This is a genomic window from Moraxella osloensis, assembly GCF_001553955.1.
Lineage (GTDB): Bacteria > Pseudomonadota > Gammaproteobacteria > Pseudomonadales > Moraxellaceae > Faucicola > Faucicola osloensis.
The window spans coordinates 920,513-939,413 of record NZ_CP014234.1; the positions used below are offsets into that span (position 1 = coordinate 920,513).

Genomic DNA, 18,901 nt, shown 5'->3' on the forward strand with positions numbered 1-18,901 from the left:
TGCAGCTTGTTTTATATAACCAATAGTTTTTTATTTCTAAATTTAATTAACTATAAATTATCAATTATTTGGCTTATGATAAGTCTATTATTAGCGACCAATAAATGCGATAAGCCATGACACATACCCAACACACCCTAAATATTCAACAGTACCAAGACAAATCCCACAACTATCTCCATAGCGCTGTCCATGCGCAAGGCGCTGAGTTCGACAAAATAAAGCAGTTGATTGAGGCGCACAAGCTTGCGCATATATTAGATTTGGGCTGTGGCGGTGGGCACGTCAGTTATCAGGTAGCGCCTGTTGCCACATCAGTGATTGCTTATGACATTACCCCTACGATGACCGAAGTTGTCGCCAGCCAAGCCAAAGCACGCGGCCTAACCAATATTACCACGCAAATCGGTACGGCAGAAAAATTACCCTTTGCCGACCACCAATTTGATGCCATTATCACGCGTTATTCTGCGCACCATTGGCAAAATGTACCACAAGCACTGTTTGAGATGCATCGCGCCCTAGCTGACGATGGCAAAGTGGTGATTGTCGATGTGTTGGGCAATAGCAACCCCGTGCTCAATAATTTTTTACAGACCATTGAAACCATCCGCGATCCCAGTCATGTCAAAGATTATAGTCTTGCCGAGTGGTTGTATTTTGCACAAATCACCGGCTTTTGCGTGGCGACTGTCGAGATGCAAAAACTGGCGTTAAATTTTGACAGTTGGGTCGCCCGTATGCATACCCCTGATACCAGCATACAAGTGATTCGCGCCTTACAAAAAAATTGTGCCGCGTCTGTTAGACAATATTTTGAGATAGATGAGGCTGGCAATTTTAGCACCGATGTCATTTATTTAGTGCTGTCAAAATAATCACTACCGCATCTTGCCAAAAAAATCTGTTATAATTGAGGGTTTATTTTAGGCGAAACATTTAGGTGTAGTCATGACAGTTGCTACTTTTGACCCAAAAGCCCAGATTTCCAAAACTCAAAATTTGGTAACGCCAACGCTAGCGGCGAGTGTTGAACCCACCATGCCGCCAGCGGATGCTCGTGTCAAACGCGTGTTTATCGAGACCCAAGGCTGTCAGATGAATGTGTACGACTCTGAAAAAATGGCAGATGTGCTAGGCGATTCGCATGGGATGATACTGACGGACAATCCTGAAGAAGCCGATGTGCTGCTCATGAATACCTGCTCGATTCGTGAAAAAGCGCAAGAAAAAGTATTTTCTGAACTCGGACGCTGGAAAAAACTTAAAGAGAAAAACCCGAATTTGGTCATCGGTGTCGGTGGCTGCGTGGCGTCACAAGAAGGCGATAAAATCCAAAGCCGTGCCCCGCATGTCGATATGGTGTTTGGACCGCAAACCCTGCATCGCCTGCCAGAACTGTATGACCAATCTACCAAACAGCTGGATGTCAAACCCAAAAACCGTATCGGCGTCGTCGATGTGTCTTTCCCAAGCATTGAAAAATTTGACTTTTTACCCGAGCCCAAAGTAGAAGGGTTTAAGGCGTTTGTGTCTATCATGGAAGGCTGCTCAAAATACTGCTCATTTTGCGTGGTGCCCTACACCCGCGGCGAAGAAATCTCGCGCCCACTCGATGACGTACTTGCCGAGATTGACAGCCTTGCCAGCCAAGGGGTACGTGAAGTAACGCTATTGGGGCAAAACGTCAATGGCTACCGCGGCGAAAAACACGATGGTACGATTTGCCGTTTTAGTGAGTTATTACATTATGTGGCACACGTTGACGGCATTGAGCGCATTCGCTTTACCACCAGCCACCCACTGGAATTTAGCGATGATATCATTGAAGCGTATGCCAAAATACCAAAACTAGTATCTCACCTGCATCTACCTGTGCAAAGTGGCTCCAATGCTATCCTAGCCGCCATGAAACGTAACCACACCATTGATATCTACGTTGAGCAAATCCGCAAACTGCGCGCGGTGCGCCCTGATATGTATTTATCAAGCGATTTTATTATCGGTTTTCCCAATGAAACTGACCAAGATTTCCAAGACACACTCAATCTTGCCAAAGATTTGGATTTTGACCATTCATATAGCTTTATTTATTCCAAGCGCCCTGGTACGCCTGCGTCAGACTTGCCCGACAATATCGATATAGCAACCAAAAAAGCCCGTTTGGCGGCGTTTCAGCAAGTGATTATTGACTCAACCTGGGCAAAAACCCAAGGCATGGTGGGTCAAATCGTGCGTGTGCTGGTGGAGCAACATGGCGACCGCAATCCTGAATTTTTGATGGGAACGGCAGATAATACGCGAACGGTATTGTTCAAAGGCGATGACGCGTTGATTGGTAAACTGGTGATGGTGAAAGTCACGCGTGCCATGAGTCCGCATTTGGTGGAAGGTGAGTTGATGGAAGTGTTGGGTTAAGATAATGGCATTTGACATGTGGTTTGATTGTGACAATGGGCAAATCAATTGTCAAATTTCGCATGAGGACGAACGTATTTTACGTTTAGCCGAAGGTAACACTAACTTTACAACGCTTCCTTGGCTACTAGATAACTTTTATAATGACCCAGTGATTTATCCGAATGTTGCTAAATCACTGGTCGTTGAATTAAAGAATTTGGCAGACTATTTTGCGAAAAATAACCGTAAGCAATCTATCACTCACTGTCAGAAAATCGAACACTTTATTCGTTTGTCAATTGAAAAAACGCAAGTTATTCATTGCATCAGTGATTAAAACACATCATTTAAACAGTAGATTGTGTGTGAATTTTAATTGCCATGACTTGGCGAATCATTTCACTGATATGTTTTTTAGTATCATCATCTTGGGTTACAAGCCAATCACTCACATCTTCGTCTAGCAAATGCTGTTGTTCTCGCAACCGATTAAGATGGGGAATTTGTGTCGCTCTTTGAGCATTTGAGAAATCGTATTCAGTTTGCATATTGGTTTTCCTCGTTTTTGGTTGCTTTTCGTGCAGATATTAACCGAATCATATCATCATTATCCACATAACAATAGACAACAACTAATAAGCGATTTGCCATGCCTAATAATACAAATCTTGGTTCATCGTGGTCAAAATCTTCACGTACTAGCGCATTGGAGTCAAGTAATGCAATTTTTGCTTCATCAAAACTTACACCATGTTTGATTTTATTACTCTCAGCTTTATTTTGGTCAAAAGTTATTTGTATCAATTTAGCGACCTACATTCATTTTTTCATTCACACTAGAAAAATATATCACATCTCTTTTTCTTTTGTCACCCGTAACACTTCTTCTAGTGTGGTTTTGCCTGCCAATACTTTTTTGAGTCCATCGGCGCGAATGGATGGTGTTTTGCTGCGCGCATACGCTTCTAACTCAAATTCGGCTGTTTGACTATGAATCAGTTGTCGCAGTTTGTCATCGACAGGCACCACTTCATAAATCGCGGTACGTCCTCGAAATCCTGATTGATTGCACTTCTCGCAGCCCACAGGTTTTGGCAGTTTAATCTCTCCGACTTCGCCTATTTCAGTAAAAATCTGCGTTTGATAGGCATCGGCAAGCGTCCATGTATGGCAATGCGGACACAAGGTGCGCACTAGTCGCTGTGCCACCACGCCAATGAGGCTCGATGACAGCAAAAACGGCTCAACCCCCATATCTTGCAGCCGCGTCACCGCACCAATCGCGGTGTTGGTATGCAGGGTTGAGAGTACCAAGTGACCTGTGAGTGACGCTTGCACCGCAATTTCTGCGGTCTCTAAATCGCGAATCTCCCCCACCATCACCACGTCAGGGTCTTGGCGTAGCATGGCTCGCAAACTACGGGCAAAGGTCATATCCACTTTATTATTGACTTGGGTTTGCCCAATACCATCTAGCTGAAATTCAATCGGGTCTTCAGCGGTCAAAATATTACGGGTGTTATCGTTCAAATCCGTCAACGCCGCGTACAGCGTCGTGGTTTTGCCCGAACCTGTCGGACCTGTGACAAGAATAATGCCATGCGGGCGATGGATTAAGCGTTTAAGCTCGCTATAATCATTGTCTGACAACCCCAAATAGGTCATATTTAACCGACCCGCTTGTTTATCCAAGAGCCGCATCACCACACGCTCACCAAAATTTGATGGCAAGGTCGATACCCGCACATCCACCTCTCGCCCAGCCAGACGTAATGAGATGCGTCCATCTTGCGGCACCCGTTTTTCAGCGATATCCATTTTTGCCATCACCTTGATACGCGATACCAGTAGCGGTGACAGTTCCCGTTTTGGACTGACGATTTCTTTGAGTATCCCATCCACCCGAAAGCGCACCGATAGCCGTTTTTCAAAGGTTTCGATGTGAATATCTGAGGCGTTTAGGCGGATGGCTTCAGACAGTAGCGCATTAATCAGCCGAATGATGGGCGCGTCATCTTCTTGGTCCATCAAGTCTTCCGTCTCAGGGACACTGTCAGCCAGACTCATCAAATCGGGATGGTCTTCAAGCCCAGCGGCAATATGCTGAGATTCCCCAGTGTTGCCTGCATAGACCGCGGCTAACTGCTTTTCAAAATCGTCACTTTGTGCCATGGCAAAAGTAAATGGCAGTGGCACCCCTGCTTGACTGGCAAAACGGTTGGCTTCGTTGATGGCTTCCATAGGGGTATCCGCCGTCATCAATAACGTCGGCGGGGCAGTCAAATCTTGCGAGTATTGCAGCAGCAGTTGATGACGTTTGGCAAAACTATAGGGCAAGGCAATCGGATTTAGCATAGGGATTATCGAATGAAATAAGCCAAGAAAAGATGCGTTCCATTGTAGCTTATCAACAAGACAAATCCTACCAAGGCGCACAAAAAGACCCTGAGACAAGCTATATTTTGTTATACTAAAGCATTTTTTACTGATTGATAACCATGACAATCAAACTCTAAAAAGGGATGACAATGACCCAAACCACTTTAACTCAAAATCTTGCAGCCCAAAATTCTTCAAGCCAAAATACGCTGATAACCGCAAACGACCCGCTACACATCGGTTCGCGCACGTTTACCTCTCGTTTGCTTGTCGGTACTGGCAAATATACAGATTTGGCACAAACAGGCGAAGCCATCGCTGCCAGTGGCGCCCAAATCGTCACTGTCGCCATTCGCCGCGTGAATATCGGGCAGAAAAAAGATGAACCCAATCTACTCGATGTGATTTCTCCCGAAAAATACACCATTCTGCCCAACACCGCTGGCTGTTTTGACGCGGCTAGCGCCGTTCGTACCTGTCAGTTAGCGCGTGAATTGTTGGATGGGCACAACCTTGTCAAACTTGAAGTATTGGGCGATGAAAAAAACTTGTATCCTAATGTCATCGAAACCGTGAAAGCCGCTAAAACCTTGATTGATGATGGCTTTGATGTGATGGTGTACACCTCAGATGACCCAATTGTTGCCAAAGAACTAGAGAGCATGGGCTGTGTGGCGATTATGCCATTGGGCAGTTTGATTGGCTCAGGTCTAGGATTGCTCAACCGTCATACCTTAAGTCTAATCATTGAGCAGACCCAAGTGCCTGTTTTGGTGGATGCAGGTGTGGGTACCGCCAGTGATGCCGCTATTGCCTTGGAATTGGGCTGTGATGGTGTGCTGATGAACACCGCGATTGCCCATGCGCAAAACCCTGTATTAATGGCGTCTGCCATGAAACATGCGGTAATGGCTGGACGTGAAGCCTTCTTGGCAGGTCGTATGCCAGCACGTTATATGGCACAAGCTAGTTCGCCACAGACTGGCTATTTTTTCCGCTAATTTTTTATTGATTGATAAGGACATCCCATGCGTCTGCTCACCGCCATTGACCAGTTATTTATCTTACTTGAAAATCGCAATCAGCCGATGCACATTGGTGGGCTGTTCTTGTTTGAGATTCCCGATGGCGCAAGTGATACTTTTGTCAGTGATTTGGTGCAGCAAATGGTCACGCAAAAAACGCCGCCGAGTTTTCCGTTTAACCAAGTGTTATATCATCTAGCATGGTGGAAAACCGATGAAAACTTTGAAGTCGACCATCATTTTCGCCATATCGCCTTGCCAAAACCAGCACGTATCCGTGAGCTATTGACTTATGTGTCCCAAGAGCATAGCAAATTACTCAATCGTGCCAAACCGATGTGGGAATGTCACATCATCGAGGGGATTGAAGGCAATCGTTTCGCGTTGTATTTTAAGATTCATCATTCTATGGTCGATGGGATAGCGGCGATCCGTTTGGTCAAAAAATCGCTATCAGAATCGCCAATCGAGCGGATTAGCTTGCCAATTTGGTCGCTAATGACCCGTCATCGTCACCAACTCGATGCTTTGATACCAGAAGATAAATCCATTCTGCGTGTCGTCAAAGAGCAAGCGCTGGCTATCCCACCCGCCATCAAAGCCTTAGCTAAAAATGTGGTAGAGCGATTTCACAAAGACTACATTACCACCACCCAAGCGCCAGATAGTCCCCTCAACCAACCGGTATCAAGCTCACGGCGTATCTCTGCGCAATCTTATGAGCTTATTCGTTTTCAAACCATCGCCAAACATTACGCTGTGACCGTCAATGATGTGATTTTGGCGATTTGTTCGGGCGCGTTACGCCGTTATTTGCTCGACATCAATGGCTTACCCAAAAAACCTTTGATTGCTTTTGTACCCTTATCCCTGCGTGATGACAACGATAGCGCAAGCCAACACGTTGGCAATCAAATTACCTTTATTTTAGCCAATCTTGCCACTCACCTTGCCGACCCTGTTGCACGGTTAAAGACGATTAATGGCAGCACCAAAAATAGTAAAAAACGCTTTTCACGGATGAAGCAAGCCTCGTCGATTATTTATAGTGGGATTGCTTATAGCCGTGCAGGGTTGCAGGTACTTACGGGTCTGTTTCCCGATTATCGCGGTTTTAACTTGATTATCTCAAATGTACCAGGCTCGCATCAGCCATTGTATTGGCAAGGGGCAAAACTGCAGGCGCTGTATCCTGTCTCGATTGTGCTCAATGACCAAGCGATGAATATCACCTTGTGTACTTACGTGGATAAAATCGAGTTTTGTATCGTCACCTGTAGCCAAATATTGCCCCATAGCCAACGATTACTCACTTATATGGAAGAGGAAATTAGGCAGTTTGAATCGCTCATGAGGAACTAAGCTGTGCCAAACTTTTATAACAAAAAACGGCAATGACTGCCGTTTTTTAATGAAATAAACTTTATCTTATCTTCAGTGATTTAAGATTTTTGACAAGAAATCTTTCGCACGCTCGCTACGCGCACCGGCAAAGAATTCTTCACGGCTACAGTTTTCAACGATATGACCTTGATCCATAAAGATAATACGGTTGGCGACTTGGCGCGCAAAGCCCATTTCGTGCGTCACACACATCATGGTCATACCCTCATTAGCAAGCTCAATCATCACCTCAAGTACCTCTTGAATCATCTCAGGGTCAAGCGCGGAAGTTGGCTCATCAAATAGCATTGCAATCGGGTCCATACTAAGCGCACGCGCAATTGCTACCCGTTGCTGCTGACCCCCTGACAACTCAGCAGGATATTTTTTGGCATGTGCTGACAAGCCCACGCGGTCAAGATAACCCAAGCCTTTTTTCTGCGCTTCAGACTGACTACGACCCAGTACTTTGATTTGTGCCAAGGTCAAGTTTTCTAAGATGGATAAATGTGGAAACAGTTCAAAATGCTGAAATACCATCCCTACACGGCTACGTAGTTTTGGCAAGTCGGTTTCTTTGGCGCCGACCGATATGCCATCAATCAAGATTTCACCTTGTTGAAAGGCTTCAAGCCCATTGACGGTTTTGATTAAAGTTGATTTACCGCTACCTGATGGACCACAGATGACGGTCACATCGCCTTTGTGCACATGCGCGGTACAGTCGGTCAATACTTGAAAGTCGCCATACCATTTACTGATTTTGTTGACATCAATCATGATATCGGGACTGGCGTGTCCACTGTTTGATACCAAGCCACCAAATTCGTTGAGCCAGGTGGTTTCATCAATTTTAGTAACTACTGACATGTTATTATTCCTTTATTCAATATTGATTAAGCCATGCGAAAGCGTTTGCGTAGGTGGTTGACAGCGGTCGATGCGGTTAGACTGACCACAAAATAAAACGCCCCTGCCAGCAAGATATAGGGGGTTAATAACCCCATCAAGTCACCGCGCACGTACGAGGCTCGGAAGAAATCCACCAAGCCAATCGCAAACACCAAGGTGGTATCTTGGAACAAAATAATCGACTGCTGTAGAAGTAGCGGAAACATCTTGCGAAACGCTTGTGGCAAAATAATAAAGCGCATGGTCTGACCATAAGTCATACCTAAGGCTTTAGCAGCATTGACCTGTCCTTTGCCAATCGACTGGATACCCGCACGTACAATCTCAGAAAAATACGCCGCTTCAAACACCATAAATGCCACCACGCACGAAGTAAACGCCGTATCCAACGTCAAATACGTGCCCGTCACCAAGTTATACACCATCGGTACAGCAAAATAAAACCAAAGCAATACCAGTAGCAGCGGCACTGAACGGAAAAAGTTGACATACAGCTTGGCAGGCACGGCTAAAATTTTTATCCCTGACAACCGCATCAAGGCTAAAATCGTACCCAGCGCCAAACCGCCAATGATAGCTAAAAACAACACTTTGAAGGTGATCCATAAGCCACCCATCAACCCTGGCATTGCGGCTTGTAATTCCATCATATTCATGCGCCACCCCCATCGATTTGACCTTTGATGCGTAATTTTTTCTCAAGCCAAGTCATAAAATAAATCAACACCAAATTAAACAATAAATAAATAATCGTGGTAAAGGTATACACTTCGATATTGTTTTGGGTATATTCACTGATAGTTTTGGTTTGGCTAATCAGCTCAGTGACCCCGACCAATGAAGCGACCGAGGCATTCTTAAAACAGTTGGTAAGCTCAGAGCTCATGGGTGGCAGAATCACCCGAAACGCCTGTGGCAAGACGATATGGCGATACGTCTGTGGCAAGGTAAACCCGAGCGCATAGGCAGCATTGATTTGCCCTTTTGGCAACGATTCAATGCCCGTACGCACTTGCTCAGCGATGCGCGCAGCTGTAAATAACCCAAGACCTATACTTGCCGAAATCACCGCCGAGGTATTTGGGTCCAACTCCTGAAACCACCATTTTTGTAAGGCAGGTGTCAGCCAAGTAGGTGCCACATAAAACCAAAAGAATAACTGTATTAATAACGGAATGTTACGAAAAAAACTCACATAAGCCGTACCAATCGCTCTGGCAGTTTTGTTTGGTAAAGTACGCATAATACCTAAAATCGTACCGATAATTAAGGCAATCAGCCACCCACTGCCGCCAATGACCAACAGCCATTTAAAGCCTGTCAATAGCCACTGCCAGTAGACTTCGTTGCCTACGCCTGTTGGTTGCAGCAACACGCCCCAATTCCAACTATAATTCATTGCCACCCCCAAAATCCTGTCTAGCAAATTGATTTACCCAAAAACTAAAACTGACGCAACCACAATTGATAGGTGATGACGTCAGTTTTATGTTGTATAGTAAACCTTCCTAACCTAGTTTGTTGTTATCTCATCAAACTCAACTCATCAAACTAGGGTTTTGCTGCACTGGCAATTGCATTGCTTGCAGATGCCACATTACTAGCGCCCGTTGCTACGGCGTTGACGGTAGCAGATGCAGCTGCATTAGCGACGTGTTTTGGTTGCGGGCGGTCATGTGGGTTTGCGAACAAGGCTTTTAAGTTGTCAGACATTGGGAAGTTCAAGTTGATGTTTTTTGGTGGAATCGGTGACATGAACCATTTTTTATAGATGTCGTTAATTTCACCTGATGCATAAGTCGCAACCAACGCATCATCGACTACTTTTTTGAATTCACTATCGCCTTTACGCATCATACAGCCGTAAATTTCATACGATTGTGGGGTACCAACAATGACCCATTTATCGGGATCTTTGGCTTTGGCTTTTTCACCCGCGAGCAGTACGTCATCCATCATGAAGGCTGCCGCACGACCGCTTTCTAACATCAAGAAAGATTCGCCGTGGTCTTTGGCAGAAACGATTTTAATGCCCATTTTTTTGTCATCGTTGAGTTTTTTGATAAGACGCTCAGAGGTAGTACCTGCGGTAGTCACTAAGGTTTTGCCTTTTAAATCCGCAAAATCTTTGATACCCGAATCTTTAGCGGTTAATAAGCGAGTACTAATCTGAAAGAAACCGTTTGAGAAAGCCACTTGTTTTTGGCGCTCTTCATTGTTAGTGGTTGAACCACACTCTAAGTCAACCGTACCATTTTGTACCAATGGGATACGGGTCTGTGAGGTTACGAGGTTGTAACGCACTTTAAGGTCTGGCATATTCAGTTGTTTTTTGACTGCATCAACAATTTTTAATTGTAGGTCATGGGCATAACCCACAGGTTGGTTTGGCGTACCTGCGATATAAGAAAATGGAATTGAGGAATCACGGTAACCCAGTACGATTTCCCCTGATTTTTTAATTTTATCGAGCGTTTTTTCACCAGTAGCTGCTGCCGCTGGCTGGCTTCCTTCAGTCCCTGCCGCTTTGTTGTCGCTGGCTTTGTTACAACCTGCAAGACCTAATGCCATAATAGCAACGGTTGCTAAGGCGATTGGCTTTTTAGAGATTAAAATCATCCTATGATCCTTGTCGTATGATACGTTCTTAGTTAATCTTTTCGCTGTGTGGCTGTCAATGCCAAATCGAGTGAAAAGACTCCCCCCATCTCTTTGTGTTTATCCTTCCCTGTCCTTTATTATCCCTCATCGCACCCATTAAAATCTGGCAAAACTTTGCACAAAGACTGATAAAAAATAGTTTAGGATACTCAAAAGATTTAAAATGTGTGTTTATAGTAATTTACTTGTCTGTGTTGTGACAATAGATTTACAAAAAATATTTTTTTCTTACCCGACAATTTTTTTGCTATTTTCTATTTTATCCCCATTTATAGCTCAATAAATTGATTAAAATTCACTTAAGATAGGTTATTTATGACAACAGCGACTCAAGCACTTCATGATTTTGATATGCGCCAACGTTTTTATTTTGAGAAAAGCCCCGTACGCGGTGACGTGGTACGCATCAAAGACAGCCTGCAGACGATATTGCAGCAAAAAAATTACCCAGTTGCCCTGCAAAAACTACTTGGGGAAATGTTGGTTGCGGCAAGCTTGCTGATTGGCACCTTAAAAATCGAAGGTCGTCTATCCATTCAATTGCAAAATTCAGGCGCAGCCACTGACCCTGAACAGGACAGCTTAACTTGGGCGATGGCAGAGTGCGACCACCAAGGTCACATCCGCGGTCTTGCAGAGTGGACAGGCACGTGGCAATCTGCGCAAACGGCGAATGATGCCTTTGCCAAACTTGGTAAAGTCGGTGAAGGGGTGGTATTTATTAATATCCAGCCTGATGCCACGTATGGCACACAAGCAGAAGGCTATCAAGGCATTGTTGAGCGTGTGGCGGATAACTTAGCGGATTGTTTGGCACACTATCAGCAGCAATCCGTACAGATTCCTACCTTAATCAACTTGGCTTGTGATGGTGAGCAAGCGGGCGGTATCTTGCTACAGTTGCTACCACGTACCACAGAAGAAGAGGTTGAGGCAGTGGACAATGATTTGTTCCCCCGCTTAAAAATCCTAACCAAAACGTTAAAAGCTGAAGAATTAACCACCTTGCCAGCCGATGAGATTTTATATCGCTTGTATCATGAAGAAGATGTGGTGACGGCTGAGCCTATGCCGTTGACCTTTGCTTGTACCTGCTCACAGCAAAAAAGTGAATCGGCAATTTTTCAGTTGGGCAAACCAGCTGCCTTAGAAATCGCTAATGAGCATGGGGGTGAATTGGCGTTAGATTGTGGTTTCTGCGCGCATGTATATTACTTTGATAAAAACGCCATTAACCAAATTTTTGCTTAATTTAATGGCTTATATAGCTACCTTTACATCATTTAAAATTGCGTAACATTGGTTACGCTTCTAGTCGATGTAGTAGCCAAAATCCATACCAAAGTTACAAGTAAACTTTGGTGTTTTTTCTACATTTTTGATAAGTTATAAGCATCAGGTTAGATAAGTTAAATTAAACTTGATAAGTTTTAGACTAAAAAATTAATTAGGAAAATAATACAATAGAAAATAAGGATATCGTTATGTCAGTGGCAAAAAATATTGAAATTAGTAGCAGCTCAACGGTAAGCTTTGAAGATGCCATCAAAAAAGGGATTGCACAAGTCAACAAAACGGTTAATAACGTTGAAGGTGCTTGGATTAAAGAGCAAAAAGTACGCATTAGCGATGGTAATATCACTAGCTATAACGTGATGATGATTGTTAGCTTTGTCATTGAAGATGACAGCACTGATTTAAAATAAAGATTTCATTTATCCATAAAAACCCTAGCCTATGCTAGGGTTTTTTGTTGGTTGCCATTATTCTTCCACCCATTTGCCTTTACGATAAACCAAGGCAAATTTAGTCGCTTTGCCGTCTTTTTCTGAGCCGATATATTGCTCGGCATTTTTACGACTCCAACGCAAAATCGTAGGATTGCCCTCATTGTCGGTATCTGGCGCGGTAAATAAATACTGAAATTTATCTTCCAACTGGTCTTTTATCGCGCGTAATTCTGACAGTTTTGGTGGGCGAGTTTCCCGCACTTTGGGAAATTTTGACGCCGCCAAGAACAACCCTGCTGCCCCCTCACGCAAAATATAATGGTCATCAAATTTTTGTGACTTGAGGTCTGGCATAGGGATTGCGGTCATGCGTGGCGGCGCTGCATCGCCATTTTTGAGCACTTTACGGGTATTATCGCACTGCTGACAGGCAAAATAGGCACCAAAACGCCCAGTTTTGAGCACCATTTGCCCATCGCATTTATCACAGGGTATGGTAGGCATATCATCATTGCCTGCAGTTTCAAAGACGCCTTTTTCTAATAGATAGCCATCACAGTCAGGATTGTTACCACAGACATGAAGTTTTAACCCGCCATCGACGATGTACCCATCCATCGCGGTATGGCATTTCGGGCAGCGTTTTTTTTCAAGTAGCGCTTGGATTTCGTCGTTATTGTTCGCGTCGTCCTCACCGAGATTTTGGCTCTCTTTACTGGTTTGGCTATGAAAGGCTTCTACAGGCATCAAGTTTTTGGTGCCTTTACAACGCTCTTTGGGGGGTAAATTATAGCCGGTACAACCCAAAAATACCCCTGTAGAGCCGGTACGGATCTGCATTGGGCGCTGACATAGGTCACAATGAATATCTGGGACATCGGTTGGGTCATTGGGCTTCATGCCGTCTTCGTCTTTGGCACGCTCTAACTTGGCTTTAAAATCGCCATAAAAATCATCCAGCACTTTTTTCCAGTTTTGCTGACCTTCAGCGACTGCATCTAGGTTTTCTTCCAGCCCTGCGGTAAAAGCATAATCCATCAAATGCGGAAAGCTGTTGACCAATCTGTCGGTGACGATATCACCCATTTTTTCGGCGAATAAACGTTTATTTTCTACCTTGACATAACCCCGTTCTTGAATGGTTGAGATGATAGCAGCATAGGTGGACGGACGACCAATCCCACGTTTTTCCAATTCTTTGACTAGGCTTGCTTCAGTATAGCGAGCCGGTGGCTTGGTAAAATGTTGGGTAGGCTCGATACTATCAACCACCAGTTTTTCCCCGATTTTTACATCAGGTAATAGGTTGTCTTCATTTTTGGCAGGGGGCTGTACTTTGGTATACCCATCAAAGGTCATCACGCGACCTTTGGCTCTAAGCTCAATCTCACCGGCATTGACAATCAACGTCATGGATTGGTACTGCGCAGGTGGCATCTGACACGCCACGAACTGGCGCCAAATCAGCTCATATAAACGCTGGGCATCGCGCTCCATGTCTTTTAGCGAGGCAGATTGTACAAGTACGTCTGAGGGGCGAATGGCTTCGTGCGCTTCTTGGGCGTTTTGCTTGTTGCCATACACATTGGGCGATTTTGGGACATATTTTGCGCCGTATTGCTTGTCAATAAAACCGCGTACACTGGTGAGTGCATCCGCTGACAAAAAGGTACTGTCGGTTCGCATATAGGTGATATGACCGGCTTCATACAGGCGCTGAGCCAGCATCATGGTTTTTTTGACTGGAAAACCAAGGCGAGTACTGGCGGCTTGTTGCAGTGTCGAGGTGATAAAGGGTGCAGGGGGTTTTGATTGGGTGGGTTTTTCTTCCCGATCCGCTACGATAAAATCTGATTGTTCAAGCAATGCAACGACGGCATGGGTCTGTGCTTCGTTTTTTAGCTCAAGGGTTTTGCCCGATTTTTTTACCGCTTCTAGGCGAATGGTCTCTTGTTTGGCTTGCTGGCTGTGGGTATTGCTGTGGATTTCCCAATATTCCACTGGGGTAAAAGCGCGAATTTCACGTTCACGCTCCACCACTAGACGCGTGGCGACAGATTGTACTCGCCCTGCCGACAGTCCGCGCGCTACTTTTTGCCATAGCAATGGCGATACCATGAAGCCGACGACACGGTCCAAAAATCGCCTGGCTTGCTGCGCGTTGACACGGTCATAGTTGAGCTTGGTGGGGCTTTTAAAGGCATTTTGAATCGCGTTTTTGGTGATTTCGTTAAATACCACGCGGCTGTATTTGTCATCACTGCCACCGATGACTTCTTTGAGATGCCAGGCAATCGCCTCCCCTTCTCTATCCAAGTCGGTTGCAAGATAAATTTCTTTGGCGTCTTTGGCAAGGGATTTTAATTCTTTAATGACTTTAACTTTGCTGGGTAGAATTTCATAATGTGCCACCCAGTCGTGCTCGGGGTCAATCCCCATACGCCGTACCAAGGCTTGCTGCGCTTTTTGCTCTTTGGTGAGTTTGGTATCCGACTTATCGTCGGTTTTTGCTCCGCCAGAACCCGACACAGGTAAATCACGTACATGCCCCACACTAGAGCGGACGATAAAATCATTTCCCAGATACTTATTGATGGTTTTGGCTTTGGCAGGAGATTCTACAATCACCAAGGCTTTGCCTTGCCCCGACGTTTTAGGCGCTGTTTTTGATGCTTTTGATGCTTTTGATTTGGGCGCGGCGGCTTTTTCGGCAGCTCTTTCAGCCGACTGGGTGTCTGCTTTTGTATCAGCCGTATCCGTGGTTTTGGTTGACTTTCTCGCTGTCGGTGTTTTACTCATGTTGGGTTCACAAAATCATTAAAAAGGGTAAGTTAAAATACGAAAAGTTAGTTATTCTGCACCAATTTGGCATAATCATGCAATTTACTTTTTAACATGATTAGGTCTTTTTCGGTGGTTTCAAGTTCTGATTTCATGCCCAGTTGGCTATTTTCTTGCCAATAAATACACACAAAATTGGCTTTACAGCTTAAACCTTTAACGGCTCTTGCGATGGATGCCGGTAAATCCACCGCCCGATTATCAAGCGCAAAATTGGCGGGATAATGCCCGGTAAAGGGTCGCCATTTGCCCTCAATCACTTGATAATCACAGGGGCGCATCTTTGCGTCTTCAATCACCACGCCGTATTGCGCCATCATGCCTTTACCGCGTTCGCCTGTATCGCCGATAATCCAATCAGGGCATGCGACCAGTTTTGGCTGCACGCCCACGCGTCTGGCTGCCATGCGCAGATTATCACGCATGGTCTCGCGAGCAGAGGGTTTTAACCCCATGATACTACCGACAATAAACACCCCGATGGCGATGGCTATCCATATTCCCATTGATTATATTACTCGTACCAGCTGCTATTTTTGGATTTTTTAGATGACGTTTTTGCTTCAGTTTTGGTGTCAGCTTTGTTTTCGGATTTGGCGTCAATTTTGTCAGTCGGCTGCGGCTCGGAAGCTAACATATCCATAATCGGCTGCCACTGGGCTTGAATGTCGCGATACGGTTTTTGGCTTTTATCAAAAATCGTCAAGCCACGCTCTGCCAAGGCTTGATAAATACTACGCTCAGATAGCCAAGCCAGGGGCTGCTGCCCAATATCAGCAAAATACGCCATCAGTTTTTCGGTCGGCTCATTGTCCTGCATCAATTGACTACGCACGCGATTGGCAACTAGATAAATATCGACTTTACCTTTGCGGATACGCTTAATGTCTTCTAGGCTTTTTAAAAAGCGTTTGGTACTGTCAATATCAAAAAAAGCGGGCAAAACAGGAATTAAAATCGCCTTGCATTCGGCAATCAGCTGCTCGGCTTTAGTGCCTGATAACGCACCTGGGGCATCAATAATCAGCCAGTCGTTTTTACCCAAGGTTTTTGGGATATCACCGATATCATTGCTATCGCGCCAGTCAATACCGATAATAGCAGGTACGTCCGCTGGGCGCATTTTTAGCCACTGTAGGCTTGATTTTTGGGGGTCTGCATCTGCCAATGCCACTGTTTTGCCTTGGTTTGCCAATGCCGCCGCTAGACTCACCGCAATCGAGGTTTTACCACATCCCCCTTTTTGATTGGCGATTAAAATTTTTTGCATGACCCTCACCCTGTTGATAAAAAATTAATGCAATATCACCACATTAACTCAAAAATTTGACCCTGTTAATTTGACGCTATTCATTTGGTTGTATTAAGTAGCCTAACAAAATTTTAACCATTGATAAATGCTTTTATATAAATAATCTGCTAAATTAAAAAATATCAATTCATTAACGGTTTAATCGGTTTAGCCAGTTTTTGACTGACTAATAGCGACCGTAAACCTCACGTAAACCTCAAAGGCACCACCATGACGATGCTTTCATTCATAGAGACCTATCACCTAGCAACCACCTCAAAAAAAATGCTTGGGCTGTTTGCTGTCACTGCCTCGATGGCAGGTTGTGCTACCTTAGGCGGCGGATTAACACCCACTCAGTGCCAACAAAGCAATTGGCAAGCGATTGGTTATCAAGACGGTTTACTGGGTCGCAGTCAAGATTATATTCAAAAGCATATCAAGCAATGCGCTAAAGCCAATACCGTGCCTGACCAGCAACAGTGGCGACAAGGTCGTGAAGAAGGGTTAAAACGTTATTGCACGCCGCTACGCGCTTACCAGCTTGGCCGTGAGGGCTACGACTACAATGATGTATGCCCACAATCGATGACGCTTGATTTATTAAAAGCGCATGACGAAGGTTATCTCAACTACCAACGTGAGCAAAGGCTAAATCAACTGTGGTACAACACCGATCCATTTTGGGGCTCACCCTTCTACGGTAGTCGTTTTGGTTACGGTGGTTCAGGGGTGTGGTCACGTCCGTATCATCCCCGCATTGCACCTAACAACCGCCACCCAAAATACAGCGATACCCATCAGCCTAAATCAAGCCAACCTGTAGCGCCTCGCCCCGTTACCCCTAGCAATGATGCAAACATAGGGTCAAAAAAATAATCGCGGCTAAAATAAAAAACAACGGGACGAACTTATCGTGAAATTTTGTTTTGAAATCTCGTTGCACAATCTCATTGAACGATGGAACCCGATGCGTGATGACAATAATTTACAGGTTAAAACTAAAAAAGAAGTTCGGGTGTTTTTAACCGAAGTTTTTTATTAAACCAGTAGCTTATTAAATCAATAGCTTAACCCATTACAGCAGCCAAAATAGCCGTGTGCTTGACCCGCCTAGTTATCAAACCAAAGGATTGATTGTCGGTATTTTTTGGCTCTCAGTGTTTTGACTGGCATTGGATTTTTGAGGCGCTTTGGGTTTTTGAGACCCTTTGTTTTTCTGAAACTGGGTGGGGTCAAAGGTTTGCACGCTTGGGGCAATCGGCACCCCTTTTTGCTGCAGCTGCTCATCAATCTGCCCCGCTTGGATGTTTTCCCCTTCAAATACACGGATATGCTCATCACGCTGTAACTGCAAATTTTCAAAGTCAAATAACTCACGGTCAGCGAGCTGTGACGGTGCGACATTTTGCATCGCGCCAAATATCGAATCCAAGCGATTCGGGTATTGTTGGTCCCATGCGCGCAGCATGTCATTAATCATCGCCCGTTGTAGGTTTTCTTGGCTGCCGCACAGGTTACAAGGAATAATCGGAAACTGCTTATAATTGGCATATTTGATAATGTCTTTTTCTTCCACATACGCAAGCGGACGAATCAAAATATTTTGCCCATCATCCGATAGCAGTTTTGGTGGCATGGCTTTGAGACTACCGCCATGAAATAAATTTAAGAAAAACGTCGCCATGATATCATCACGGTGATGACCGAGTGCCACTTTGGTTGCACCGATTTGTTTGGCAAATCCATATAACGAACCACGGCGCAGACGTGAACACGCAGAACAGTAAGTTTTACCTTCTGGTACGATTTGCTTGACCACGCTATAGGTGTCTTTTTCTAAAATATAATACGGAATGCCATGCTTGGTCAGATAGTTGGGCAAAATATCTTCAGGATAGTCAGGTTGCTTTTGGTCAAGATTGACGGCAATCACATCAAACTGAATCGGTGCTATTTTCTTTAAGAACAATAAAATATCCAGTAAGGTAAAACTGTCTTTACCGCCTGAAATACACACCATGACCACATCACCGTCTTCAATCATGTTGTAGTCACGAATCGCCCAAGAGACCAGCTTACGTAATTTTTTTTGTAGCTTGCGAAAACGCGCGGATTTGATGTCATCGCCTTGGCTGTTACCTTTGGCATTGCCCAAGGTCTGCTGCGCTTTATTGTTTGACGCTTCGTTTAACGCTTCATTGTCTAAAGCATCATTGTCTGACGCGTCATCATCCCAATCATTATCATCAAGCATGTCTACGTCACTATCTAATAGT

General features: G+C 44.7%; 19 protein-coding genes. 8 read left to right on the forward strand and 11 right to left on the reverse strand.

From position 1 onward, the window contains the following. The first annotated feature begins 116 nt into the window (after positions 1–116). The 3 genes from AXE82_RS03990 to AXE82_RS04000 all read left to right on the forward strand — a co-directional run bounded on the left by AXE82_RS03990 (position 117) and on the right by AXE82_RS04000 (position 2,737). Positions 117–878 carry a class I SAM-dependent methyltransferase gene (locus tag AXE82_RS03990; protein WP_062331730.1) on the forward strand — a complete coding sequence of 254 codons (762 nt, stop codon included), beginning with the start codon at positions 117–119 and terminating at the stop codon, positions 876–878. Between the two features lie 73 nt (positions 879–951). Further along, positions 952–2,418, forward strand: coding sequence for a tRNA (N6-isopentenyl adenosine(37)-C2)-methylthiotransferase MiaB (gene miaB, locus AXE82_RS03995; RefSeq protein WP_062331733.1), 1,467 nt, complete (start codon positions 952–954; stop codon positions 2,416–2,418). Between the two features lie 4 nt (positions 2,419–2,422). After that, positions 2,423–2,737 (forward strand): hypothetical protein, encoded by a 315-nt coding sequence (locus AXE82_RS04000; protein WP_062331735.1) that lies wholly within the window; start codon positions 2,423–2,425, stop codon positions 2,735–2,737. A 10-nt stretch (positions 2,738–2,747) separates the two neighbouring features. Here the strand turns inward: AXE82_RS04000 and AXE82_RS04005 are convergent, their stop codons facing one another. From AXE82_RS04005 to gspE, 3 genes are read right to left on the reverse strand one after another with little or no spacing between them, the layout of a single operon-like run. Next, complete coding sequence (locus AXE82_RS04005) at positions 2,748–2,948, reverse strand: hypothetical protein (protein WP_062331738.1); 201 nt, start codon at positions 2,946–2,948, stop codon at positions 2,748–2,750. Further along, positions 2,938–3,204, reverse strand: a complete 267-nt coding sequence (locus AXE82_RS04010) for a BrnT family toxin (RefSeq protein ID WP_062331741.1) — start codon at positions 3,202–3,204, stop codon at positions 2,938–2,940. Before AXE82_RS04010 ends, AXE82_RS04005 begins: the two co-directional genes overlap by 11 nt. Before the next feature lie 45 nt (positions 3,205–3,249). Beyond that, complete coding sequence (gspE, locus tag AXE82_RS04015) at positions 3,250–4,755, reverse strand: type II secretion system ATPase GspE (protein WP_172460486.1); 1,506 nt, start codon at positions 4,753–4,755, stop codon at positions 3,250–3,252. 173 nt (positions 4,756–4,928) lie between these two features. Between gspE and AXE82_RS04020 the strand changes: the two genes are divergently transcribed. Beyond that, positions 4,929–5,780 (forward strand): thiazole synthase, encoded by an 852-nt coding sequence (locus AXE82_RS04020; RefSeq protein ID WP_227713382.1) that lies wholly within the window; start codon positions 4,929–4,931, stop codon positions 5,778–5,780. A 27-nt stretch (positions 5,781–5,807) separates the two neighbouring features. Further along, on the forward strand, positions 5,808–7,166 hold the full coding sequence (locus tag AXE82_RS04025) for a WS/DGAT/MGAT family O-acyltransferase (protein ID WP_062331744.1): 1,359 nt from the start codon (positions 5,808–5,810) through the stop codon (positions 7,164–7,166). 72 nt (positions 7,167–7,238) lie between these two features. On the opposite strand, the gene AXE82_RS04030 is transcribed toward AXE82_RS04025, so the two are convergent. The 4 genes from AXE82_RS04030 to AXE82_RS04045 all read right to left on the reverse strand — a co-directional run bounded on the left by AXE82_RS04030 (position 7,239) and on the right by AXE82_RS04045 (position 10,718). Further along, positions 7,239–7,967 (reverse strand): amino acid ABC transporter ATP-binding protein, encoded by a 729-nt coding sequence (locus tag AXE82_RS04030; RefSeq protein WP_147285573.1) that lies wholly within the window; start codon positions 7,965–7,967, stop codon positions 7,239–7,241. A 116-nt stretch (positions 7,968–8,083) separates the two neighbouring features. Next, positions 8,084–8,755 carry an ABC transporter permease subunit gene (locus tag AXE82_RS04035; protein WP_050324714.1) on the reverse strand — a complete coding sequence of 224 codons (672 nt, stop codon included), beginning with the start codon at positions 8,753–8,755 and terminating at the stop codon, positions 8,084–8,086. Further along, the gene (locus AXE82_RS04040; RefSeq protein ID WP_062331749.1) at positions 8,752–9,498 is read right to left on the reverse strand and encodes an amino acid ABC transporter permease; all 747 of its coding nucleotides are present in this window, start codon (positions 9,496–9,498) and stop codon (positions 8,752–8,754) included. The genes AXE82_RS04035 and AXE82_RS04040 overlap by 4 nt, the downstream gene beginning before the upstream one ends. Before the next feature lie 152 nt (positions 9,499–9,650). Continuing rightward, positions 9,651–10,718, reverse strand: coding sequence for a glutamate/aspartate ABC transporter substrate-binding protein (locus AXE82_RS04045; RefSeq protein WP_062331752.1), 1,068 nt, complete (start codon positions 10,716–10,718; stop codon positions 9,651–9,653). Positions 10,719–11,075: 357 nt separating this feature from the next. Here AXE82_RS04045 and hslO point away from each other — a divergent pair, with 357 nt between their 5' ends. Then, on the forward strand, positions 11,076–12,011 hold the full coding sequence (hslO, locus tag AXE82_RS04050) for an Hsp33 family molecular chaperone HslO (protein ID WP_062331754.1): 936 nt from the start codon (positions 11,076–11,078) through the stop codon (positions 12,009–12,011). 233 nt (positions 12,012–12,244) lie between these two features. Further along, positions 12,245–12,466: a dodecin family protein gene (locus AXE82_RS04055; protein ID WP_062331757.1), complete on the forward strand. Its 222-nt coding sequence runs from the start codon at positions 12,245–12,247 to the stop codon at positions 12,464–12,466. A 57-nt stretch (positions 12,467–12,523) separates the two neighbouring features. Here the strand turns inward: AXE82_RS04055 and topA are convergent, their stop codons facing one another. Genes topA through AXE82_RS04070 form a run of 3 tightly spaced genes read right to left on the reverse strand, consistent with a single transcriptional unit; the run spans position 12,524 to position 16,601 of the window. Continuing rightward, entirely contained in the window at positions 12,524–15,289 is a 2,766-nt protein-coding gene (gene topA / locus AXE82_RS04060; RefSeq protein ID WP_082741407.1) for a type I DNA topoisomerase, read from the reverse strand. Positions 15,290–15,336: 47 nt separating this feature from the next. Next, the gene (locus tag AXE82_RS04065; protein ID WP_062331760.1) at positions 15,337–15,837 is read right to left on the reverse strand and encodes a hypothetical protein; all 501 of its coding nucleotides are present in this window, start codon (positions 15,835–15,837) and stop codon (positions 15,337–15,339) included. Positions 15,838–15,845: 8 nt separating this feature from the next. Further along, positions 15,846–16,601 carry a ParA family protein gene (locus AXE82_RS04070; protein WP_062331763.1) on the reverse strand — a complete coding sequence of 252 codons (756 nt, stop codon included), beginning with the start codon at positions 16,599–16,601 and terminating at the stop codon, positions 15,846–15,848. 252 nt (positions 16,602–16,853) lie between these two features. Here AXE82_RS04070 and AXE82_RS04075 point away from each other — a divergent pair, with 252 nt between their 5' ends. Continuing rightward, complete coding sequence (locus AXE82_RS04075; protein WP_062331766.1) at positions 16,854–17,501, forward strand: DUF2799 domain-containing protein; 648 nt, start codon at positions 16,854–16,856, stop codon at positions 17,499–17,501. Between the two features lie 241 nt (positions 17,502–17,742). Here the strand turns inward: AXE82_RS04075 and ttcA are convergent, their stop codons facing one another. Further along, positions 17,743–18,879, reverse strand: a complete 1,137-nt coding sequence (ttcA, locus tag AXE82_RS04080; RefSeq protein ID WP_197931472.1) for a tRNA 2-thiocytidine(32) synthetase TtcA — start codon at positions 18,877–18,879, stop codon at positions 17,743–17,745. Positions 18,880–18,901 lie beyond the last annotated feature (22 nt).